Raw genomic sequence first — 22924 nt, 5'->3', positions numbered from 1 at the left:
GGATCCCTTGCCCAGGCGCAAGGCCCGCGCAAAAAAATCGGCCCCGCGATCATCGCGGGGCCGACGGAACGCACGAGGCGCTATGCCGATCAGCAGCTGTAGTACATGTCGAACTCGATCGGGTGGGTCGCCATGCGCAGACGCTCGACGTCCTCGTTCTTGAGCTCGATGTAAGCGTCGATCATGTCGTCGGTGAAGACGCCACCTTCGGTCAGGAAGCTGCGGTCCTCGTCGAGGGCTGCCAGCGCCTGGTCGAGGCTCTCGGCCACGGTCGGGATGGCCTTGCCTTCTTCCGGCGGCAGGTCATAGAGGTTCTTGTCCATGGCGTCGCCGGGGTGGATCTTGTTCTTGATGCCGTCGATACCGGCCATCAGCATCGCCGCGAAGCACAGGTAGGGGTTGGCGGTCGGGTCGGGGAAACGCGCCTCGACACGCTTGCCCTTCGGGCTTGCGGTGTACGGGATACGGATGGAAGCAGAACGGTTACGGGCGCTGTAGGCCAGCATGACCGGCGCTTCGAAGCCCGGCACCAGACGCTTGTAGGAGTTGGTAGAAGCGTTGGTGAAGGCGTTCAGGGCGCGGGCGTGCTTGATGATACCGCCGATGTAGTAAAGCGCCATTTCAGACAGACCGGCGTACTCGTCACCGGCAAACTGGTTCTGGCCGTCCTTCCAGAAAGACTGGTGGACGTGCATGCCGCTGCCGTTGTCGCCGACCAGCGGCTTGGGCATGAAGGTGGCGGTCTTGCCGTAGGCGTGAGCCACATTGTGGATCACGTACTTCATTTCCTGAACTTCGTCGGCCTTCTTGACCAGGGTGTTGAAGGCAACACCGATCTCGTTCTGGCCGGCGTTGGACACCTCGTGGTGGTGCACCTCGACCTTCTGGCCGATGGCCTCGAGGGTGTTGCACATGGCACCGCGCATGTCATGGAAGCTGTCCACCGGCGGAACCGGGAAGTAGCCGCCCTTGACCCGCGGACGGTGACCGAGGTTGCCACCTTCGACGGCGCGGTCGGTGGACCAGGCACCCTCTTCGGAGCTGATCTTGTACATGGCGCCTTCGATATCGGCCTTCCAGTGCACCTCGTCGAAGATGAAGAACTCGGGCTCGGGGCCGAAGAAGGCGGTGTCGCCCAGGCCAGAGGACTGCAGGTAGGCCTCGGCGCGCTTGGCGATGGAGCGCGGATCACGCTCGTAGCCCTGCATGGTGGCCGGCTCGATGATGTCGCAACGCAGGATCAGGGTCGCGTCTTCAGTGAAGGGGTCGAGGAAGCCGGTGCCGTCCTCCGGACGCAGGATCATGTCGGACTCGTTGATGCCCTTCCAGCCGTTGATGGAGGAACCATCGAACATCTGGCCATTCTCGAAGAACTCTTCGTCGACCTCGGCGGCCGGAATGGTGACGTGCTGCTCTTTACCGCGGGTATCGGTGAAGCGCAGGTCAACCCACTTCACATCATGTTCGTTGATCAGGGCGAGGGTCTTGTCTGACATGTGGTCCTCCAGAGTGGAACTTGTCTCGTGACTCGAGCGTTGCGCAACGGCGCCAATCCCATGTCACCGGTTTGAAACGGGGGATGATCCAGGGAACAAAAGGGGTACCGGGATCCTTTGTAGCACGCTCCCGGGACACTGCCCATGGCAACGTGCGCGACACGATGACACTGCCAACCACAATGCAGATTGCGTGCCAGCATTGCACCAGCATCGACCAAAAAAATCCCAACCCATTGTTTCAAATCTTTTTTATCCAAACAGGCCCTTTGCGCCAGCTTAGGGCACAAAGGCCCACCACCTTCAGGACCTGCCGACCAATGCACCACAAAAGTGCAATAAAGACTGCGACGCACCACTTTGGACCTTTGTGACAGGATCTATAAACTCTGCCGGGCCGATCGCGAGGTGTCAGTGGGCGCTGGAACCTTTCGCAACGCAAAGATACACTTTATTACGTTCGACTCCGACCGCCTCCCCTGCCGGCCGGCGTCACCCTCCTCGGAGTGTCGTCGTGAAAATCAGCTTGATCATTGATGCCCGACTTACCGGCAAGGAACTGCCTCGCCGGCTCGCGGAAGCACGCCAGCAGGTCGCCCTCTTCCAGGGAAGAGGCGAGATCCTCGTCATCGACGATGGCGATATGGCGCCACCACTACTGGGCGAACCGGGCGAACACGCCGTCGTCGGCTATCGCCAGGTGCGCAGCCGGCCCGCGCCCATGGGGCGGCGCCTCAACCTGGCCGCCTCCCACAGCAATGGACGCATGCTCGGCTTCTGCCTCGGCCCTCTGGACACCCACTGGGTCGAGCGAATGATGGCAGCCGCCTGCGATGATTCGCGCCCGGTGGTGCGTCCTGCTCGCCCCTGTCCGCTATCGCTGCTCAGCCTGCTGCGACGTACTCCGACCCGGGCCCTGGGCGTCGAACGTACCTGGTTCGATCGGCTGGGAGGCTTCGACCCGTCGCTGGACTTGAGCGCGGTAGAGGACCTCGCCACTCGCCTCAAGGCCTGTCGCGCCAAGATGGTCGTGCAGCGCGCCTGAGCGTCAGATCGTCCTTTCTGTCGATTTCGCCTACTTTTTTCGCCTCGCAGGTGCTTGATAGTTCAGCATCTTGAGGATCGATGCCGAGATTGGCGCCAACAAGGCTGGTCGTTGTCATCGCCCAGGCCCTATAATGCTGCCCCACTTTTTCCAGCAGGATCCCGTCGTGATCGAGAATCTTCGCAACATCGCCATCATCGCTCACGTCGACCACGGCAAAACCACCCTGGTCGACAAGCTGTTGAGTCAGTCTGGCACTCTGGACCGCAAGGCCGAGGGTCAGGAGCGCATCATGGACTCCAATGACCAGGAGAAGGAACGCGGTATCACCATCCTGGCGAAGAACACGGCGATCCGCTGGAATTCCCCCGAGGGACAGGACTACCACATCAACATCGTCGACACCCCTGGACACGCCGACTTCGGCGGCGAGGTCGAGCGCGTGATGTCGATGGTGGACTCGGTACTGCTGCTGGTCGACGCCGTCGACGGCCCCATGCCGCAGACCCGCTTCGTCACCCAGAAGGCCTTCGATCAGGGCCTCAAGCCGATCGTGGTGGTCAACAAGATCGATCGCCCCGGCGCACGCCCGGACTGGGTCATCGACCAGATCTTCGATCTGTTCGACAACCTCGGCGCCAGCGACGAGCAGCTCGACTTTCCGATCATCTACTGCTCCGCCCTCAACGGCATCGCCGGTCCCGAGCCTGACCAACTGTCCGACGACATGACGCCGATGTTCCAGTCCATCGTCGACATCGTCGAGCCGCCCAAGGTGGAACTCGACGGACCGCTGCAGATGCAGATCTCGGCACTCGACTACTCCAGCTACGTCGGTGTCATTGGCCTAGGCCGCATCACCCGCGGCGCCATCTCGCCCAACCAGCAGGTGGTGGTCATCAACAAGGAAGGCCAGACCCGCAAGGGCAAGGTCGGCCAGGTCATGACCCACCTGGGTCTCGAGCGGGTACAGACCGAGCAGGCCACCGCCGGGGACATCGTCTGCATCACCGGCATCGACGACCTGGCGATCTCCGACACCATCTGTGATCCGGCCGCCGTCGAGGCGCTGCCGGCACTGACCGTCGACGAGCCCACCGTGTCCATGACCTTCCAGGTCAACGACTCACCGTTTGCCGGCAAGGACGGCAAGTTCGTCACCAGCCGCAACATTCGCGATCGTCTCGACCAGGAGCTGATCCACAACGTGGCGCTGCGTGTCGAGCAGGGCGAGTCCCCGGAGAAGTTCATCGTCTCCGGCCGCGGCGAGCTGCACCTGTCGGTGCTGATCGAGAGCATGCGTCGTGAAGGCTTCGAGCTGGCCGTGGGTCGTCCCGAGGTCATCATCCGTGAGATCGACGGCGAGAAGCAGGAGCCCTACGAAGAAGTCATCATCGACTGCGAAGAGCAGCACCAGGGCGCCATCATGGAAGAGCTCGGCTACCGCAAGGGCGAGCTCAAGAACATGAACCCGGACGGCAAGGGCCGGGTCCGCCTGGACTTCATCATCCCGGCGCGCGGCCTGATCGGCTTCCGTGGTCAGTTCCTGACCCTGACCTCTGGTACCGGCATCCTGACCAGCCGCTTCGACCACTACGGCCCGCTCAAGCCCGACGCCTCCATCGAGCGTCGCAACGGCGTGCTGGTGTCGATGGTTCCGGGCAAGGCCCTGGCCTACGCCCTGTACGCCCTGCAGGAGCGCGGCAAGCTGATCATCGACCACGGCACCGAGGTCTACGAAGGCATGCTGGTCGGCATCAACAACCGCGCCAACGACATGGTGGTCAACCCCACCAAGGGCAAGAAGCTCGACAACATGCGCGCCTCCGGCAACGACGAGAACATCGTGCTGACCCCGCCGGTGCGCTTCACTCTGGAACAGGCCATCGAGTTCCTCGATGACGACGAGCTGGTCGAGATCACCCCGAACCATATCCGTCTGCGCAAGAAGTTCCTGACCGAGAACGAGCGCAAGCGCGCCACCAAGAAGTAAGCGCTGCGTTTCTCGCTTCATCGATGCCCGCCTCCTGGCGGGCATCGTTGTTTTGCGGAATAGACAATATCGATGCCCGGCTCTTCATGGCGGGCATCGTTGTTTGCGGCAATGCTCATATAGACAATATCGATGCCCGACTCTCAATGGCGGGCATTGTCGTTTTGCGGTATCGACAATATCGATGCCCGGCTCTCAATGGCGGGCGTCGTCGTTTTGCGGAATAGACAATATCGATGCCCGGCGCCCGATGGCGACCAGTGTCGTCTGCACGTGGAGACATCAGCATCTGGGGTGAGGACGGCACCCTGGCCGGACTGAACTATCCTTTGGTGACCACCCAGCAAGGAGGCTCACCATGGCCGCCCGACGCTTCATCGCCTTACTGTCCCTGCTGCCAGCATTTGCCCTGGCCTCGCCATCCACCGATGACACCCTGCTCGCCAACGCCGAGCAGGAGCGCTCGGCCTTTCTCGAGACCCTGGAGTCGCTGGTCAACCTCGACTCCGGTACCGGCGATGTCGACGACCTCGCTCGCGTCGAGGCGCTATTGCAGGAACGTCTCGTCGAACTCGGCTTCGAGGTCGAACAGCACCCGGCCGAGGCCTTCGGCGGCAACACGCTGGTGGCTCGACACCAGGGCAGCGGCGACGCCGATCTCATGCTGATGATCCACTACGACACCGTCTTTTCCTCAGGCACCGTGGCAAAGCGCCCCTTTTCCAGCGACGCCTCCAGGGCCTATGGTCCCGGCGTCGGCGACGCCAAGGGCGGCATCGCGGTCATCCTGCATAGCCTGGGCCTGCTCGATGACCTCGAGCTCTCGCCCTGGGGAACCCTGACCGTGGTGTTCAACCCCGACGAGGAAAAAGGCTCCTTTGGATCCCGTGAGCTGATCGCCGAACTGGCCAGCGAACAGGACGCGGTCCTGTCCTTCGAGCCCACCCTGGGCAAGCCCGGCGAGTCAGCGGTCACCACCGTGACCAAGGGCATCAACTACGCCTTTCTCGAGGTCGAGGGACGTGCCTCCCACGCCGGCGGCGCCCCCGAGGAAGGCCGCAATGCGGTGATGGAGCTGGCCCACCAGTTGCTCCAGCTCGATGACCTTGGCGACAGCGACAAGGGCACCACCCTCAACTGGACCATTGTCGAGGGTGGCACAAAGCGCAATATCATCCCGGACTCGGCCAGGGCCGAAGGGGACATGCGCTACTTCGACCATACCGAGTACGAGCGCGTCATGGCCGAAGCCCAGTCGATTATTGCCGAGCAGCGAGTCACGGACACCCAGGTAGCGTTTCGGCTCGAGCGCGGGCGCCCGCCGCTGCCGCCGAACCCGGCCACCGAGCAACTGGCGGCCCTCGCCCAATCTATCTACCGCCAGGAACTCGACCAGACGCTCGCCCTGGCCGAGATCGGTGGGGGCACCGATGCTGGCTACGCCTACGACCCCGAAACCGGCCAACCCGCGGTGCTTGAATCCCTCGGTCTGGTCGGGGGGCGCTACCACAGCGACGAGGAATTCATTGAACTCGACAGCATTGTGCCGCGACTGTATCTCACCACCCGTCTGATCCAGGAACTTTCCGGGCCGAGCGCTGCCACAATTGATGCAGACTGATAACCGTTAGGGGTGAAGACGGCGACCGCCCTAGTTGCAGTCTATGCTAATGGGGCACCGTCATCCTTCGCGAACAAGGAGATACGCGAATGCACAAGCACGTCGAATGGGATGATCCCGGCGCTGACAGCGTTCAGCGCTACTTCGCCGACAAGCCCGACGAATACCCCACCGCCCACGTCGGCAGTATCATCGCCGGCCGCTACCATGGCTATTCGGTCAGGGTCAGGGTGGAAGCCAGGGTCGACGACGACACCGCCAGCATCGGCGACGTGGTCGCCCTGATCTCCGTGCGCACAGGCGAGCGCACCAAGAATATCGGCGACCTGTCGATCGGCGATACCGTGCGTCTTGGCGACGATCACCGCGCCCTGGCTCCCCATACCAGCAGCTGACGACGAGTTCCAGAACCCGCCAGTGACGGAAACCCGTCCCGCCAACGCCTGCTAAACGCATCGCCCCTAGTCAGGCGCCATGGTTGTATCGCAAAGTTGACATGTCAGACCGGGCCTCGGCCCGGTCAGCCATTACCGCGTCTCGACGCCGACATGTCGACGGAAGCCCCATGAGCAGCGATAACATCTGGACCCACAAAGGCACCTTCCTGCTGGCCGCGGTCGGCTCGGCGGTGGGCCTGGGCAACCTCTGGCGCTTTCCCTACCTGGCCGGCGAGCACGGTGGTGGCGCCTTTCTGCTGGTCTACGTGCTGTGCGTCTTTGCCGTCGGCATACCGATTTTGATCGCCGAGATCATGCTTGGGCGCAACAGCCGGCGCTGTCCGATCATGGGCATGCGCTTTCTCACCCGTTGTCATCGCACCTCCCGCGCCTGGGAGACCATCGGCTGGCTCGGTGGCCTGTCCGCGCTGCTGATCCTGAGCTTCTACTCGGTGATCAGCGGCTGGGCGCTGCACTATCTTGGCGAGATGCTGACCGGGTCACTGCGCGACGCCGACGCCGCCATGCTGGCCGACAACTTTGCCAACTTGATCGCATCGCCGCTGAAGCTGACGCTCTACCACACGCTGTTTCTCGCCATCTGCGCCTACATCGTCGCCCGGGGTGTCCATCGTGGACTGGAGAGTGCCCTGCGCATCCTGATGCCGACCCTGCTGGTCATTCTGCTGGTGGTGCTGTTCTACGCCGCGACCAGCGGCGACATGGCGGCAGCCAGTCGCTTCATGCTGTCCTTCTCGCTGTCCGAGTTGAGCCTGGAAGGCTGGCTCGAGGCGATGGGGCAGTCGTTCTTCACGCTGAGTCTGGGGATGGGCGCGATCATGGCCTATGGCGCCTACATGCCCAGCGAGACCTCGCTGACCCTGACCGCCTTCGCCATCGCCCTGATCGACACCCTGGTGGCGGTAATCGCGGGGCTGGCGATCTTCGCTCTGGTGTTCGGCGCAGGACTTGCCGCCGACGAAGGGCCGGGGCTGATGTTCGTGTCACTTCCGCTGGCATTCTCGGTGATGCCTTCAGGCTCGCTGGTCGGCGCAATCTTCTTCGTACTGGTACTGGGGGCCGCGATCAGCTCGGCGATCTCGCTGATCGAGCCGGTCGCGGCCTATCTGGTCGAGCGCTTCGACCTCAGTCGCGTACTGGCGGTAGCCCTGGTGTCGGTGCTGGCCTGGGGGCTGGGGCTCGCCACGGTGGCGAGTTTCAACGTCTGGGCCGAGGCCAGCCCCGTGCATGACGTGTTCGGTCGCAGCGCCTTCGCCGTGCTGGAACTGGTGACCCACATCACGCTGCCCCTGTGCGGCCTGCTGGTGGCGCTGTTCGCCGGCTGGTCGCTGACCCAGTCCGAATCGATGAAGGAAATGCACACCCGCTCCAGCTGGCTCAGGCTTTGGCGGTTTCTGGTGCGCTTCATCGCGCCGACCGGGGTCGCCTTCGTCTTTCTGCGTGCCCTGCCCTATGTCCAGGGCTACTGGCTGCCGACCATCGGTGCCTGCGTACTGGTAGGCGCCTTCGCCGCCTACCGGCTGATGGCCGAGCAGCACGCCGCCAGCGGCTGAGGGACGTCGGGAAGCCCGACAATCAAGACCGCAACGACACCAAACAACACCAACGCAACAACGCAACAACGCAACAACGCAACAACGACAATAGACAACACGGCGGGACCCAAGATGTCAGCCATCATCGATGTACGACACGTCAACAAGGCCTTCGGCGGCCTTCACGTCATCAACGACTGTTCGATTCAGGTCGAGGAAGGCTCCGTCACCGGTCTGATCGGCCCCAACGGTGCGGGCAAGTCGACCCTGTTCAACATCATCGCAGGCGCCCTGCCGCTGGATTCCGGGCAGATCCTGCTGGACGGCGAGGACATCACCAATCGTCCGGCCAACGAGCTGTTTCACAAGGGCCTGTTGCGCACCTTCCAGATCGCCCACGAGTTCTCCCAGCTCACCGCCCTGGAAAACCTGATGATGGTGCCGCCGGACCAGCCCGGCGAGTCCCTGGCCAAGGCCTGGTTCGCGCCGAAGGCGGTGCGAGCACAGGAGGCCGAGGTCAAGCGCCGGGCCCAGGAGGTGATCGAGTTCATCGGCCTCAATCATGTGCGCAACGAGCTGGCAGGCAACCTCTCCGGTGGCCAGAAGAAGCTTCTGGAGCTCGGCCGCACCATGATGACCGACGCTCGGGTGGTGCTGCTCGACGAGATCGCCGCCGGGGTCAACCGCACCCTGCTGGGGGACCTGATCGGCAATATCGAACGGATGAACCGCGAGTTCGGCTACACCTTCCTGGTCATCGAGCACGACATGGACATGATCGCCAGACTGTGCGATCCGGTGATCGTGCTGGCCCAGGGCTCGGTGATGGTCGAGGGCTCCATCGAGGAGATCCAGAACAACCCCGAGGTCATCGAAGCCTATTTCGGCGCCGGCGCGGCCTGACAGCGGCCCGGCAACAGACACCGCGCCACCCGGGGCACCCTCCCGTTGCAGGCGCGGCGATAACAACAACCAGGGCGCGACAGGCGCTCTTATGCAGAGAACAGGACTATGCCTCTACTCGATGCACGCGAGGTGCACGGCGGCTATGGCGGCATGAACATCCTCAACGGGGTGGACATGGCCATCGAGGCCGACCAGATCGGCGTCATCGTCGGCCCCAACGGCGCCGGCAAGTCGACCATGCTCAAGGCCATCTTCGGCCAGTTGAACGTGACCCAGGGCGATATCCTGCTGCGCGGTGAACCGATCCAGAACCTGCCCACCAACCGCCTGGTAGAACTGGGCATGGGCTTCGTGCCCCAGGAGCACAACGTCTTTCCCAGCCTGACGGTCAAGGAAAACCTCGAGATGGGGGCCTTCCTCAAGCCGGGAAACGTGAAACGCATGCTGTCCAAGGTCTACGAATTCTTCCCGCCCCTTCACGAAAAGCGTCATCAGCCCGCCGGCGAGCTGTCCGGTGGCCAGCGCCAGATGGTGGCCATGGGCCGGGCGCTGATGGCCGAGCCCGAACTACTGCTGCTCGACGAGCCGACTGCAGGGCTGTCGCCCAAGTACATGTACGAGATCTTCGACCGGGTCAAGGAGGTCAACGCCGCCGGCGTCGGCATCCTGATGGTGGAGCAGAACGCCAAGCAGGCCCTGGCCATCGCCGACAAGGGCTTCGTGCTGGCCGCCGGCCAGAACCGCTTCACCGACACGGGGCAGGCGCTGCTTGCCGATCCTGACGTGGCCAAGAGCTTCCTCGGCGGCTGACGCCGAGTCCTAGCGCGGAGATATCGCCTTGAACGAATTCGTGTTCTTCATCAACAACGTGTTGATCGCCGGCAGCGTCACCGGGTCGATCTACGCCATCGGCGCGGTGGGCGTGACGCTGGTCTTCAGCATCATGCGCTTTGCCCACTTCGCCCACGCCGACATGATGACCTTCGGCGCCTTCATGGTACTGCTGCTGGCGACGCTGTTCCCCCACGCCGGCGACGTCATCGGTGTGCCCACCGCCATCGTCATGCTGCCGCTGGCCATGGTGCTGACGGCGGCGCTGGCGGTGGGCATCGACAAGGCCTTCTACAAGCCGCTGCGTGCCCACGGCGTCAAGCCGATCGTCATGGTCATCGGCTCCCTCGGCGTGACCCTGATGCTGCAGGGCCTGATCCGGCTGTTCTCGGGCACCGGCGGCCAGAGCCTGTACGTCGATGACCGCAAGGAGATCTTCCGCCTGGCGCTGCCCTTCGAGGGCGCCCGGGTGCCGGTGGTGATCACCGAGCCGCAGATCTATCTGTTCGTGCTGACCCTGGTGGCGGTGATCGGGCTGCAGCTGTTTCTGTCGCGTACCCGGCTCGGCAAGGCCATGCGCGCCATGTCCGACAACCCGGACCTGGCCCGGGCATCGGGCATCAACACCAACACCATCGTCGCCGTGACCTGGGTGATCGTCGGTGGCCTAGCCGCCATCGCTGGCACCCTGCTGTCGATGGACGTGACGTTCAAGCCGGACTTGAGCTTCCACCTGCTGCTGCCGATCTTCGCCGCCGCCATCGTCGGCGGTGTCGGCCACCCCTTCGGCGCCATCGCCGGCGGCTTCGTGGTGGGCTTCGCCGAGACCCTGGCGGTGTTCAACTGGCGGGTGCTGCTGCGGCCCTTCAGCGACAGCCTGCCCGAGTGGCTCGAGCTGCCCAGTAACCTGGCCTTCGTCGGCACCGAGTACAAGATCGTGGTGCCCTTCTTCATCCTCGTCGCCATCTTGGTGTGGCGCCCCACCGGCATCTTCAAGGGCAAGGTGATCTGATGACGACCAACAACTTCCATCGCCGCGACGACGCCAACACCACGCCCCAGAGCCGCTTTCCGGTGCGCGAACTCAGCCTCCTGGTGGTCCTCGCCGTCGCCGTCGGCGCGGTCTACATGGCCATGGGTTCGGCCTATTCGACACGCATGCTGGTGGAAGCCAGCTGCTACGCCATCCTGGCCCTGGGCCTGACCATCCAGTGGGGCTACGCCGGCCAGTTCAACGCAGGCGTCATGGGCTTCGTCGCCCTCGGCGGCTTCTGCGCCATGACCTTCAGCGTGCCGGTCAATCCGGCCTTCTGGGATAGCCCGCTGCCCGGTGAGCTGGCCAAGGTACTGGGGTATCTGGCCGTCGGTATCGCGCTGGTATTCGCGCTGTCGCGCATGACTCGCCTGGGCGTGCCGTCCTGGCTGCGCACCCTGATCACCGTGGTGATCGGCCTCGTCGTCTACATGGTGGTGATCAGTGAACTGCGCGAGGTCACCGACGCCATCGAAAGCCAGATGGGCTTCATCGGCGGGTTCGGCCTGCCGGTGTGGGTCGGCTGGGTGGTCGGCGGAGCGCTGGCCGGCGGTATCGGCTACTTTATCGGCCACGTCTGCCTGGGGCTTCGCAGCGACTATCTGGCCATCGCCACCCTGGGCATCGCCGAGATCATCAAGGCCTTTCTCAAGAACTCCGACTGGCTGACCCGAGGCACCGCCACCGTGTCGCCGCTGCCGTGGCCGGTACCCGATCCCGGCGAGGTCGGCTTTACCCTGGCGCGGGCGCTCTATCTGTCGGTGACGGCGGTGATGATCCTGGGCATCTTCTTTTTGCTCAACCGAGCCTACAACGCCCCCTGGGGCCGCATGATCCGGGCGATTCGCGACAACGAGGTGTCATCTGCCGCCATGGGCAAGGACATCAATCGCCGCCGGCTCGAGATCTTCGTGCTGGGCTGCGTGCTGATGGGCCTCGGCGGCGCGGCACTCGGAAGCTTCAACAGCATCTTCGACCCCAACGGCTACCTGCCGCTCAACCACACCTTCCTGGTTCTGGTGATGGTCATCCTGGGTGGGCCGGGCAACAACCTCGGTACCCTGTTCGGCGCGGTGGCGGTGTACATCATCTGGATCATGTCAGAGCCGCTGGCGCTCTACGTGATGGAGTTGATCGCCCACTTCGGCCAGGCCAGCTTCGGCTGGGAGCTACCCAGCAACCTGGAAAGCCGAGCCCTGCAGGCCAGGGTATTCGTCATCGGGCTGTTGATCACGGTGGTGCTGCGCGTCGCCCCCAAAGGGCTGCTGCCGGAGAAGGTCAAGCACCATGACTGAGGCGTGTCCGTCGACACCGCTTCTGCGGACAGTGCCTGACGCCGGTCGTCGTCACTGATGGTCTCATCCTGGCGGCCCAGGGTCGCCAGGGCCCGCCTCTCACGCCTCTTGCCCCATCACTGGCCATATCGCACGACATCGCCAGCTCGACGCCAATGACAGGCCCCTACCAACGATAAAGCCCCCAGCCAGATGGCCGGGGGCTTTCCTTGAGCGCCTCTGTTGCGAGCATTGGCGCGGTCATTGGGCGGAGGCGACCGCCCGGATGCGTTGTCGTCCGTCGACGACTCGCCTTACTTTACGTCATGGCGGCTATTCAACAAAGCCCTTGCCGGTAAAAGTGCCGTTTTCCACGGCCATTTCCTGTACCACACCAGGCACATCGCCGTTGTCGTCGAAGTCCTGGGTACCGGAAGCGCCTTCATAGTTGATCTCGGTCCCCGCCGCGATCAGCTCCACCGCCTTCTCCCACTCACCGGGCAGGATGACCTCACCGGGGGGAGAGGACACGCTGCGCAGCGCCTCAGACACACCCTCGCGCTCGGCACTGCCGTTCTGCTGGATGGCCAGCCCCAGCAGGAAGGCCGCATCGTAGGCCTGGGCCGCGAATACGGCGGTGGGGTCGATGTCGGCGTTGTTGGCAAGTTCAGTGAAGATCTCGGTGCCGGGAAGGTCCGGGCTGCCCGGACGGGTGGCGATCATGCCGTCGAGCACGTCGGCGCCGATGGCCTCGACCAGGCTGTCGCCGACCATGCCGTCGGCCCCCACGTACTGGGTGAACATGCCGCTCTCGTAGGCCTGGCGCACCACCGTCTGGCCGGAGGTGTCGGCGTAGGCGAGTACCACCAGGGTCTGGGCGCCGGTGGCCGACAGGGTGCCGAGTTCGCTGCGGTAGTCGGCGCGGTTGTCCTCGTGGGCGAGGTTTTCCAGCACGCTGCCGCCGCCGTCCTCGAAGGCCGAGCTGAAGGCGTCGGACAGGCCGCGTCCGTAGTCGTTGTTGACGTAGGTGACGGCGACTTCCTCGATGCCCTTGTCGATCAGCAACTTGGCCAGCATCTCGCCCTGGAAGGCATCGGAGGGCACGGTGCGGAACACCAGGTCATTGTCGTCGAGATCGGTGACCGCCGGCGCCGTGGAGGCCGGAGACACCATGGTCACGCCACCCGGAATCGCCGCGTTGTTGGCCGCGGCGATGGTGGCACCGGTACACAGCGCGCCAACGATGGCGGTAACCTGCTCGGTGTTGACCATGCGGTCAGCCGCGTTGGACGCCGCCGAAGCGTCGCCGCAGGTCGTGTCGCCGGTCGGCATCACCACGTCCTGGCCATCGAGGATGCCACCCTGGTTGTTGATATGGTCAACCGCCAGCTGGGCGCCGTCGTAGATCGGCGGCGTCAGGCTCTCGATCCCCCCGGTGAAGCCGCCGAGAAATCCGATCTTGACCTCTGCGTGGGCCATGGAGCCGACCGCCAGGGTGGTTGCAGCCACGGCGGTCGCCAGTACGCGCTTTTTCATGATTGTTGGTCTCGCTCTGGTTGTCCTGAGATGAAGCCGAGACGAGCGCGGTCAGCCGCGGCTCGCCCACTCGATCTTCATACCCCCAATCTGGAAGGCCGCCGGGGAAAACTCAAGTCCCCGCCGCCAACGCTAGGCCGGCTGGATGCAACAAGATGGGGTTCAGGACTGGCGTCTGTGGCCAGGCTTCTATACTCAGCACAGGCCCTGCCATCTGGCGGGGCCAACGCCCCTCACTCGCCAAGGAGCACACCATGTCTCGTTGCGCCCTGCTCGCCCCTGCCCTGATCGGTCTCGGCTCTGTTCTCGCCAGCGCCGGCGCCATGGCCGGACAAAACGTTGACTACCAGGTGGACGGTGAAGCCTTCCAGGGCTATTTCGCCCCCGCCACGTCCTCTTCCAAGGGCAGCGTGCTGATCATCCACGACTGGGATGGCCTCACCGACTATGAAAGAAAGCGTGCCGACATGCTCGCCGAGGCGGGCTACGACGCCTTCGCCGTGGACCTCTACGGCGCCGGCAACCGCCCCGAGGAGATCGACGCGCGCAAGGCCGAGATGGCGGTGCTCTACGATGACCGTGAACGCATGCGCCGGCTGACCCTGGCGGGGCTGACCCAGGCCCGTGAACAGGGCGCCGGCGAAGACACCGTGGTGATGGGCTACTGCTTCGGTGGCGCCGTGGTGCTGGAGATGGCCCGCGCCAACGCCGACGAAGGTGTGCGTGGTTTCGCTACCTTCCACGGCGGCCTCGACACACCGGAAGGCCAGGGCTACTCCGCCGATACGCCACCGATCCTGGTCGCCCACGGTGGGGCCGACGCCTCCATCGGCATGGACCAGGTGGCGGCGCTGTCCGAGGAGCTGGAGGCGGCTGGCGCCCCCTATGAGATCCAGGTCTACTCCGGTGCTCCCCACGCCTTCACGGTGTTCGGCAGCGATCGCTACCAGGCTCGGGCCGACCAGGCCTCCTGGGCGGCCTTCCACCAGCTGCTGCGGCGCACCCTGGAACAGCAGGATCAGGGCTGAACCGCTAGCGTCGTCAACAGTCCGGCCACCTGGAAGCCGCTCCCAGGTGGCCTCTGAGCACCAGAAGGTGTGCAACGGATGAAAACACCGAGGCAGATTATTCGGTAGAATCCGCCTCCATCGTGCCGATCGCCCATTCGATAGCAGTCAACGAGAACATTTTGCTGACTATCGATGGGTGTCGCGTCTTCCCACCTTGCACGGCAGGCCATCCACCCTGTCCTTCTGGAGCCTCCCCATGTCCACCCCCGATCGTTCCCCCGGCCTGTGGCGTCGTATCCCGCTATGGCAGAAGATCCTGGTCGGCCTCGCCCTGGGTGTCCTCGTCGGCACCCTGATGGGCGAAAGCGCCAGCGTGTTCAAACCCATCGGTGACATCTTCATCAGCGCCATCAAGATGCTGATCGTGCCGCTGGTGTTCTCTACCCTGGTGGTCGGTATCACCGCCATGCGTGACCCCCAGAAGATGGGCCGCATCGGCGCGCGGACCATCGCGCTGTATCTGGTCACCACCGCCTTCGCCATCGCCATCGGCCTGGCCGCCTCCTGGCTGTTTCAGCCTGGCGTTGGCCTCGACATGACCTTCGAGGCCAACCCAGACGCGGCCAAGGAAGCCCCAAGCCTAGTGCAGATCGTGGTCGGCCTGGTGCCCCAGAACCCGGTGGACGCCCTGGCCAGCGGCAATATCCTGCAGATCATCGTGTTCGCCATTGGCCTCGGTGTCTCGCTGACCCTGATCGGCGAGAAGGGCGAGCCGGTGGTCAAGGTGTTCGAGAGCTTCGCCGAGGCCATGGTCAAGCTGACCAGCCTGGTGATGGCGCTGGCGCCCTTCGGCGTGTTCGGTCTGATCGCCCACGTCGCAGGCAGCTACGGCGCCGAGGTGCTGCTGCCCCTGGTCAAGGTGATCGGCGTGGCCTACCTGGCCAGCGTCGTCCACGTGCTGGTGGTCTACTCCGGTCTGCTGTCGCTGCTCGGTCGTCTCAATCCGGTGCGCTACCTGCAGGGCATCCTCGATGCCCTGGTGGTGGCCTATTCGTCGGCGTCCTCGTCCGGCACCCTGCCGGTCTCGCTGCGCTGCGCGACGAAGAACCTCGGCGTGTCCGAGGGGGTCGCCGGCTTCGTGCTGCCGGTGGGCGCCACCATCAACATGGACGGCACCGCCATCTATCAGGGGGTGGTGGCGGTATTCATCGCCCAGTTGATCGGCGTCGACCTGAGCCTGGCCGACTACGGCATGATCATCGTCACCGGCACCCTGGCTTCCATCGGCACCGCCGGTGTCCCGGGCGCCGGCCTGGTGATGCTGTCCATCGTCATGGCCCAGATCGGCCTGCCGCTGGAAGCCCTGGCGGTGGTCGCCGGCGTCGATCGCATCCTCGACATGGCCCGTACCAGCGTCAACGTGGCCGGAGACCTGATGGTCACCACCCTGGTCGGCAAGAGCGAAGGCGAACTCGACGAGAACATCTACAACGCCGCCAACAAGACCTGACCAGCCCCCCGAGCCCCTGCCAGACGACGATGCCCCGGCCAGTTGGCCGGGGCATCGTCGTTCAGGGTTCCGCCAGCATCATCGCTTTCAGCTGTGGCCCTGTTGCTCCTGGCTTGCCGTCTCGCGGGCGTCGAAGTCGGCATCCTGCGTGGCACCAGCGTGTTCAGCCGCGCAGTAAGTGGTGTGATGATTGGCGCAGGGCCCTTCTGCAGGGGCCAGCGGCTCAGCCAGCTTGGCGATCTTGCCGTCGACAACACCTGCCTGAGCGGACAACGGCAGGGCCAAGAGGGCCAATACGAGCAGCGCGTTTCTGGTCTTCATGTTGTGTCTCCTGAGATGGCCGGTAAGGCTCTCTGGCAGCATACAACTTCGCAGACTAATAAAGTGAAACGCTCTGTGGGAGTCTCGCCAGGAATTGTCGAGAAGGGTAGCGAATCGTGTAAAAACTGAACGATATCAATATATTAAAATTCATCCAAGACACCTCGACGGCCACCTCTACGACGCCATGCCAAGCGCAGAACTGCTACGCTGAGGGGATATCCACCCATGTCAGCGACCCGGCGCCAGCCGCTTCGATCGCAGGGAGCACTTCATGACCCCCTCCACGTCCTCTCCCACCCCCTCCTGCTCGTCGTTGACACCCACCAGGCTCTCCGGCAGCCGCCTCGACATCGGCCGTGCCCACGGCAGCCAGCACCGTGGGGCGATCCTTGCCAGCATCGACGTCTACGACCGACTGTTTCATGACCTGGCGGGCCTGCGCTGGCACGAGGCGCGACGCGACGCCGAACGCTTCCTGCCGATGATCGAGCGGCGCTACCCGGCCATTCTCGAGGAGCTCGACGGCATCGCCCAGGGCATCGGCGGTGATCTGGCCGACGTGCTTACCCTCAACTGTCGCAGCGAGGTGTCGCTGACCCGCGCCGGCGGTGGCTGCTCGGCCTTTTCGCTCTATCACGCCGGCCGCCAGTGGCTCGCCCAGAACTGGGACTGGCGCGCCGACCAACTCGACCATCTGGTGATCCTCGAGATCCAGGCTCCCGGCGCGCCGCCGTTGATCAGCGTGGGCGAGGCCGGCATGGTCGGCAAGATCGGACTCAACGCCAATGGTGTCGGAGTCGGACTCAATGCCATCCGCTCGGCGACCTGCGGCGAGGGTCTGCCGATCCATATCGCCCTGCGCGCCATGCTCGAGTGCGAGACCCTCGACGCCGCCCGACAAATCGCCCACGACGGTGTCTGCGCGCCCGCCCACTTCCTGCTGGCCGACGGCAGCGGCCAGGCGGAAGGGCTCGAGGTTCACCCCGGGCAACCGGGAACCATCGCACCGGCTCGCGGGGTCGTCACCCATACCAATCACCTGGTCAGTGACACCGCCACCCACTGGGTCGAGGACTTCCCCAAGCCGGACTCCTGGTCCCGCTTGAGTCGCCTCGACGCGCTGGTCGAGCAACTGCTCGACGACCTGGGCATGGATGGCTCGTGTGCGGATGAAAGGGGGACAGAACGGGGTACAGCGAGCACAGCCCCCAACGAGAGCGCCACCCTCGACGCCGAGCGGTTGTTCGATCTGCTCGGTGATCATACCCCCGGCGAGGACAGCCTGTGTCGTCACTTCGACCCGAGCGTCGCTGAAGCCGAGCGGATGGAAACGCTGTTCAGCGTGGTCATGGACCTGACCGACAAGGTGCTGTGGCTACGCCACGGCAAGCCCTGCCAGACCACCCATTCAATGCGCCTTGTGCCCACCGCCGTGTGACCCTGACGCCTCGCTTCCGTCCCTGCCGAGTTCGCCTTTCAGGTACTGTTCAGTGGTCAGCAGAAACAGCCGCCGAAACAGCTCGTGGATCGCCTCCTCTCGGCGCAGCGAGGCAAGCTCGGGATCCTTCTCTTCGCTGCCCACCTCCTTCGGGTACTCCCAGGCCATGCGCATGGAGCCCGAGCTGACGTCGAAGATCTCGAGGGTCGGGTTGGCTCCGTGAAGCGCGGTCTTGATGCGATAGGACATGACGACCTCCTGCAGACGCTGATAGCCCAAAACAATGAGAATCATTAACGTTTGCAATATGGTCGTGTTTGGATGGCCTGTCAAGGCTCGTCCTGATCATCGCTGTTCAGCGACCAGAACAAGCAGGCGACCGTCGCCGTGTCTGTCGCAGGACTCAGCGTGTCAGCAAGGCGCTGATGGCGACACCGGTGTGCATGACGTGTTCGTGCATGTGGCGGCGGGCAAGGTCGGCGTCCCTGGCGATCAAGGCATCGAGGATGGCGCGATGCTCATCGGTGGACTCCTGCCAGCGGCCGAGGCGATTCAGCGCCAGATAACGCGCCCGCTCCAACCGACCCAGCAGGCGCTGGTGGGTTTCCACCAGCACCGGATTGCGCGCCGCCTCGACCAGCAGCGCGTGGATACGGGTATTGGTGGCGAAGTAGCCGTCGCGATCGCCCTTGGCGTGCTGCTTTTCCAGGCGAGTCTGCAGTGAGGCCAGCCGCTTGAGCTCGGTCTCTGTCATGCGCCCGGCCGCCAGTTCCACCGCCATGGCCTCGAGCCCGGCCTCGACCTCGAACAGATGACGCAGCTCGTCACCATCAAGCAGGGTGACCAGGGCGTTGCGATTGCGCCGCAGGGTCACCAGGCCTTCGCCCGCCAGCTGGTTCAAGGCATCGCGCAGGGGCGTGCGCGAGATGCCCAGACGCCGACACAGAGCCGGCTCCAGCAGACGCTCCCCAGGGGCCAGCTCACCGTGGACGATCAGCCCCTTGAGCAGGTCGTAGGCTTCATCGGCCAGAGACGGCGCCTGGATGCGGCGGCGGTGAGGCGCTCGCTGACGCGCGCCTCTATCGGAGGGTGAAGCGACGGTGGCGTCGTCGGTTGTCGACGTCATGGGCAGGATCCAGCGACCGGTGAGGGAAAGGAACAAGGATAGGGCCAGCGTCCAAGTATAGCGACGGAGCTGGCCCGGAGACGAGAGGTCAACGCCGGCCGATCAGCGTTGCCAGCTCCCTGCTCAAGCCCTTGTGCGGCTTGTCGGGGGGTGCGGCGTAGCTGCCGACGGTGGCCTTGGCGCGACCGAGATCGACCAGCGCCTGGGCCTGGGTGATGGCGCAGGTCACGCCGTCCAGCGCCGGCACCGGCAGCTCGGCGGCGACCTGGCGGGCCAACCCCGCCAACGGGGCCCCGGCCAGGATCAGCACATCGGCGCCGTCCTCTCTGACCGCCTGTTCGGCCAGCTCGATCAGGCGCCCGCCCTGGTCCTGCTGCACGCTACCGATGGCCGCCAGAGGTTCATCCAGGGCGCGGATACTGGCCAGCCGCGAGCCCAGGCCGTAGCTGTCCACGGTTTCGCGGTACCAGGCCTGGATGCGCTGGGAGATGGCGATGATCGAGAAACGCCCGCCGTACTGACAGGCGCTCATCAGCGCCGCTTCGGTCAGCCCCACCACCGGGATCGGCAGGGCCTCGCGCAACGCGGGCAGACCGGGATCGCCGAAGGCGGCCACCACCACAGCGTCGTGGCCGGGGTAGCGCTCGGCGGCGAGACCCAGGGTCGCATAGCCGCCGATCAGCGCCTCGGCGCGGGTCTCGATATAGGCCACGCCGAAGGGCGCGGTGGCGACGCTCAGTTCGCTGCCGGGGCGCAGGCTTGCCCGTGCTTCACGCTCGATCAGCGCGCTGACGTCGTCTGAAATATTGGGATTGATGACCAGAAGCTTCATGGCAGTCTCTTTGTAGTGGGCCGGTCCGAGGCGCCGGATGCGACACCTCGGCCTTTTCGTAGCTTGTCGTTCGGTCGATGCCGTACTTCAGTCGTCAGTACCTCGATCATTCAGTACCCCAGTGCCCGCGGCAGCCAGGTGACCAGCGAGGGGAAGGCGATACACGCCACCAGCACCACATACTGGAAGACGATGAAGGGCCAGGCGCTCTTCATCAGCTCGTTCAGGCTGATATTGGAGATGCCGCACATCACGAACAGCAGCACCCCCACCGGCGGCGTCATCATGCCCACCACCAGGTTCATCACGAACAGAAAGCCGAACAGCAGCGGATCGATGCCGTAGGACAGCGCGATCGGCGCCAGCAGAGGCACCAGCATGATGTAGGCGGCGTTGGACTCGACGAACATGCCGACCAGGATCAACAGCCCCATCACCAGCAGCAGGAACATCAGCGGGTCGCTGGTCAGCCCCTGCAGGGCGCTGGTCAGACGCATCGGCACCAGATCGATGGTGAAGGCAAAGGTCATGGTCGAGGCGAAGGCGATCAGCGCCCCCACCATGGCGGCGGTGACCGCGGCGTTGAACATCGCCCGCGGCAGGTGCGACAGGCGTAGCTGGCGGGTGACGAAGAAGCCGATCACCAGCGCGTAGAGCACGGCAATGCCGGCCCCCTCCGTCGGGGTGAAGGCACCAGCGACGATGCCGCCGACCACGACGATCGGCATCAGCAGAATGGGCAGCGCCCGCCAGGTCTGCACCAGCACGTGGCGCAGCCCGATGACTCCGCCGGCCAGCGGATAGCCACGGCGCATCGACAGGAAGCTGGCCAGGCCCATGAAGCCCAGCGCCAGCACCAGTCCCGGCACGATACCCGCCATGAACAGCCCGCCTACCGAGACGCTGGAGCCGGCCATCAAGGCGTAGACGATCATCGCGTTGCTGGGCGGGATGATCGCCCCCAGGTTGGCCGCCGAGGCAACCACCGCGCTGCTGTAGCCGGTGTCGTACTGCTGACGCATGGACGGCACCAGCGAACTGCCCAGGGCGCTGGCACTGGCCACCGCCGCCCCGCTGACCGCCGCCAGCACCATCCCGGCGACGATCGCCACGTGGGCGAGCCCGCCGTGGACGCGGCCGATCAGCGAGTTGGCGAAGTCGACCAGGCGCTGAAGGATCCCTGCCGCCACCATCAACTCGCCGGCCAGCATGAACAGCGGAATCGCCATCAGTGGAAAGCTGTCCACCGAGTGCATCATGCGCTGGGGCAGCACCGCCAGGTCCATGCCGCCAACGACCAGCCCCACCAGCGAGGCAAGGCCCAGGGCAAAGGCCAGCGGCATACGAAGAAGCGCCAGTACCGCAAAGCTCAGAATAATCGCCAGGGTCATGGGCGCACCTCCTCACCGCGGTCATGGCCTGAGTCGGGTCCAGCCGGGGCGGAAGGCAGCGGCTCAAGCTCCAGGCACTGGGCGATCAGATGCAGCGCACAGTGGATCGCCGAGAGCAGCACCGCGATATAGAACACCGCCGCGGTGATCGGCATGGTTGGCATCAGCTGCGGCCACTTGTCGATCACCGCACCGGTTCCCACCACCCCCAGGATCACCATCAGTACCACCCCCAACGCCGCCATCAGCTGGGCCAGCCGGCGCTGGGCGCCGGCGGGCAGGTGGCTGACCAGGGCATCGATACCGACGTGGATGCCACTCTTGATACCGTGGGGAATGGCCAGAAAGATCGCCCACACAAAGCACAACCGGGACAGCTCATCGGCGGAGTCGATGCTGGTGCCGAGCAGGTAGCGTGCCACCACCTGGGCGCACACCAGCACCGTCATCAGGCCCATGGCCAGCAGGATGGCGTAGTAGGAGCCACGGTCCAGCCACGCCAGCAGATGCAGGAAATGGCGCCGAACCGGATGGCCCGCGTGGGCCTCCAGGCGTTGCCAGGCCCGTGTCATGCCCCCAGCTCCTCGAGCACCTTGTCGACCAGCTCAGCGCCGAGCTTTTCGCGCAGATCATCCACTACGCTCTGGCTGGCCTCACGCAGGGCCGCGCGGGTCTCGTCGCTGATCGGGGTGAACTGCATACCGCGCTCGATCAGGGTATCGCGGGCCTGGGTATCCTCGGCCGCTGCGGTCTCGCGCTGCCAGGCCACCGCCTCGTCCATGGCCGCCATCAGGGTGGCACGCTGGTCGTCGCTCAGGTCCTCGAACTTGTCGCGATTGGCGACCACCACGATGTAGTCGTAGAAGTGGCCGGTATCGGACAGGTACGGCTGCACCTCGTCCAGACGCTTGGTCTCGATGATGCTGTAGGGGTTCTCCTGGCCATCGAGCACCCCCTGCTGCAACGCACCGTAGACCTCCTTGATGTCCATCGACACCGGATTGGCACCGATGGCGCGGAAGGTGTCCAGGTGGGTCTGGTTGGGCTGCAGACGGATCTTCAGGTCCTGAAAGTCCTCGATCGACTCAAGCGGCCGCTCGGCGTTGGTGACGTGGCGGAAGCCGAGTTCCATGTAGCCCAGCGCCACGAACCCGGCCTCGGCCAGTTTCTCGTCGAGCAGCTCGCCGACCTCGCCGTCGATCAGCGCAAAGGCGTCCTCGCGGCTGTCGAAGGCGAACGGCAGGCTCAGCGCCTCGAGTTCCGGCACGGTACGCGACAGGTAGGAAATGCCGATCCAGCTGCCCATGATGGCGCCGGAACTGACCTGATCGAGATTCTCGCCGGCACCGCCAAGCTGCATGTTGGGGAACAGCTGGGCTGTCAGATCGCCATCGCTCTGCTCCGCCAGGGTCTCGGCGAAGCGCGCCATGGCGCGACTGCTGGAGTGATCATCGGTGAAGTTGCCGCCAAAGCGCAGGTCTTCTGCCTGGGCCAGCAGCGGTGTGCAAAGACCCAGGGCCAGCGCGCCGGCACCCAGCAGGGAAAGACGGGAGGGAGTCGTCATG

The 22924-nt window shown here is 64.6% G+C and carries 21 protein-coding genes; 12 read left to right on the top strand and 9 right to left on the bottom strand.

Going from position 1 to position 22924, the window contains the following annotated elements:
* Positions 1 to 89 precede the first annotated feature (89 nt).
* On the bottom strand, positions 90 to 1496 hold the full coding sequence (gene glnA, locus C9F12_RS09365) for a glutamate--ammonia ligase (protein ID WP_108448684.1): 1407 nt from the start codon (positions 1494 to 1496) through the stop codon (positions 90 to 92).
* A gap of 514 nt (positions 1497 to 2010) precedes the next feature.
* Here glnA and C9F12_RS09360 point away from each other — a divergent pair.
* The 9 genes from C9F12_RS09360 (at position 2011) to C9F12_RS09320 (ending at position 12213) form a co-directional block, all read left to right on the top strand.
* Positions 2011 to 2541, top strand: coding sequence for a glycosyltransferase family A protein (locus C9F12_RS09360; protein WP_108448683.1), 531 nt, complete (start codon positions 2011 to 2013; stop codon positions 2539 to 2541).
* Between the two features lie 166 nt (positions 2542 to 2707).
* Positions 2708 to 4534, top strand: a complete 1827-nt coding sequence (typA, locus tag C9F12_RS09355; RefSeq protein WP_197037093.1) for a translational GTPase TypA — start codon at positions 2708 to 2710, stop codon at positions 4532 to 4534.
* Between the two features lie 358 nt (positions 4535 to 4892).
* Positions 4893 to 6155: a glutamate carboxypeptidase gene (locus C9F12_RS09350; RefSeq protein ID WP_108448682.1), complete on the top strand. Its 1263-nt coding sequence runs from the start codon at positions 4893 to 4895 to the stop codon at positions 6153 to 6155.
* 89 nt (positions 6156 to 6244) lie between these two features.
* Positions 6245 to 6550 (top strand): hypothetical protein, encoded by a 306-nt coding sequence (locus C9F12_RS09345; protein WP_108132161.1) that lies wholly within the window; start codon positions 6245 to 6247, stop codon positions 6548 to 6550.
* Positions 6551 to 6720: 170 nt separating this feature from the next.
* Positions 6721 to 8166: a sodium-dependent transporter gene (locus tag C9F12_RS09340; protein WP_045992390.1), complete on the top strand. Its 1446-nt coding sequence runs from the start codon at positions 6721 to 6723 to the stop codon at positions 8164 to 8166.
* Positions 8167 to 8280: 114 nt separating this feature from the next.
* The gene (locus tag C9F12_RS09335) at positions 8281 to 9051 is read left to right on the top strand and encodes an ABC transporter ATP-binding protein (RefSeq protein WP_045992391.1); all 771 of its coding nucleotides are present in this window, start codon (positions 8281 to 8283) and stop codon (positions 9049 to 9051) included.
* 108 nt (positions 9052 to 9159) lie between these two features.
* Complete coding sequence (locus C9F12_RS09330) at positions 9160 to 9864, top strand: ABC transporter ATP-binding protein (protein WP_045992392.1); 705 nt, start codon at positions 9160 to 9162, stop codon at positions 9862 to 9864.
* 28 nt (positions 9865 to 9892) lie between these two features.
* The gene (locus C9F12_RS09325) at positions 9893 to 10897 is read left to right on the top strand and encodes a branched-chain amino acid ABC transporter permease (RefSeq protein WP_045992393.1); all 1005 of its coding nucleotides are present in this window, start codon (positions 9893 to 9895) and stop codon (positions 10895 to 10897) included.
* Positions 10897 to 12213, top strand: a complete 1317-nt coding sequence (locus C9F12_RS09320) for a branched-chain amino acid ABC transporter permease (RefSeq protein ID WP_108448681.1) — start codon at positions 10897 to 10899, stop codon at positions 12211 to 12213. Before C9F12_RS09325 ends, C9F12_RS09320 begins: the two co-directional genes overlap by 1 nt.
* A gap of 312 nt (positions 12214 to 12525) precedes the next feature.
* On the opposite strand, the gene C9F12_RS09315 is transcribed toward C9F12_RS09320, so the two are convergent.
* Complete coding sequence (locus tag C9F12_RS09315) at positions 12526 to 13731, bottom strand: ABC transporter substrate-binding protein (RefSeq protein ID WP_045992395.1); 1206 nt, start codon at positions 13729 to 13731, stop codon at positions 12526 to 12528.
* A gap of 251 nt (positions 13732 to 13982) precedes the next feature.
* On the opposite strand from C9F12_RS09315, the gene C9F12_RS09310 reads away from it, so the two are divergent.
* On the top strand, positions 13983 to 14756 hold the full coding sequence (locus C9F12_RS09310; RefSeq protein WP_108448680.1) for a dienelactone hydrolase family protein: 774 nt from the start codon (positions 13983 to 13985) through the stop codon (positions 14754 to 14756).
* Positions 14757 to 14994: 238 nt separating this feature from the next.
* Positions 14995 to 16248, top strand: coding sequence for a dicarboxylate/amino acid:cation symporter (locus tag C9F12_RS09305; RefSeq protein WP_108448679.1), 1254 nt, complete (start codon positions 14995 to 14997; stop codon positions 16246 to 16248).
* 87 nt (positions 16249 to 16335) lie between these two features.
* On the opposite strand, the gene C9F12_RS09300 is transcribed toward C9F12_RS09305, so the two are convergent.
* On the bottom strand, positions 16336 to 16569 hold the full coding sequence (locus C9F12_RS09300; RefSeq protein WP_045992398.1) for a hypothetical protein: 234 nt from the start codon (positions 16567 to 16569) through the stop codon (positions 16336 to 16338).
* 274 nt (positions 16570 to 16843) lie between these two features.
* Between C9F12_RS09300 and C9F12_RS09295 the strand changes: the two genes are divergently transcribed.
* Positions 16844 to 18010: a C45 family peptidase gene (locus C9F12_RS09295; RefSeq protein ID WP_108448678.1), complete on the top strand. Its 1167-nt coding sequence runs from the start codon at positions 16844 to 16846 to the stop codon at positions 18008 to 18010.
* Here the strand turns inward: C9F12_RS09295 and C9F12_RS09290 are convergent.
* From C9F12_RS09290 to C9F12_RS09265, 6 genes are all read right to left on the bottom strand, one after another.
* Positions 17981 to 18259, bottom strand: a complete 279-nt coding sequence (locus C9F12_RS09290) for a hypothetical protein (RefSeq protein WP_045992400.1) — start codon at positions 18257 to 18259, stop codon at positions 17981 to 17983. The two genes, C9F12_RS09295 and C9F12_RS09290, sit on opposite strands and share 30 nt — an antisense overlap.
* A gap of 154 nt (positions 18260 to 18413) precedes the next feature.
* The gene (locus C9F12_RS09285; RefSeq protein WP_108132156.1) at positions 18414 to 19136 is read right to left on the bottom strand and encodes a GntR family transcriptional regulator; all 723 of its coding nucleotides are present in this window, start codon (positions 19134 to 19136) and stop codon (positions 18414 to 18416) included.
* A gap of 88 nt (positions 19137 to 19224) precedes the next feature.
* Positions 19225 to 19968 (bottom strand): aspartate/glutamate racemase family protein, encoded by a 744-nt coding sequence (locus tag C9F12_RS09280; protein ID WP_108448677.1) that lies wholly within the window; start codon positions 19966 to 19968, stop codon positions 19225 to 19227.
* A gap of 110 nt (positions 19969 to 20078) precedes the next feature.
* Positions 20079 to 21359 (bottom strand): TRAP transporter large permease, encoded by a 1281-nt coding sequence (locus tag C9F12_RS09275; protein ID WP_108132155.1) that lies wholly within the window; start codon positions 21357 to 21359, stop codon positions 20079 to 20081.
* Positions 21356 to 21931: a TRAP transporter small permease gene (locus C9F12_RS09270; RefSeq protein WP_108448676.1), complete on the bottom strand. Its 576-nt coding sequence runs from the start codon at positions 21929 to 21931 to the stop codon at positions 21356 to 21358. The genes C9F12_RS09275 and C9F12_RS09270 overlap by 4 nt, the downstream gene beginning before the upstream one ends.
* Positions 21928 to 22923 (bottom strand): TRAP transporter substrate-binding protein, encoded by a 996-nt coding sequence (locus C9F12_RS09265; RefSeq protein WP_052704323.1) that lies wholly within the window; start codon positions 22921 to 22923, stop codon positions 21928 to 21930. Before C9F12_RS09265 ends, C9F12_RS09270 begins: the two co-directional genes overlap by 4 nt.
* Position 22924 lies beyond the last annotated feature (1 nt).

The sequence above is a fragment of the Halomonas sp. BN3-1 genome, from assembly GCF_003056325.1.
Lineage (GTDB): Bacteria > Pseudomonadota > Gammaproteobacteria > Pseudomonadales > Halomonadaceae > Halomonas > Halomonas litopenaei.
Note: the sequence above shows the minus strand (reverse complement) of the source record. Positions and strands in the feature narration are given on the sequence as shown.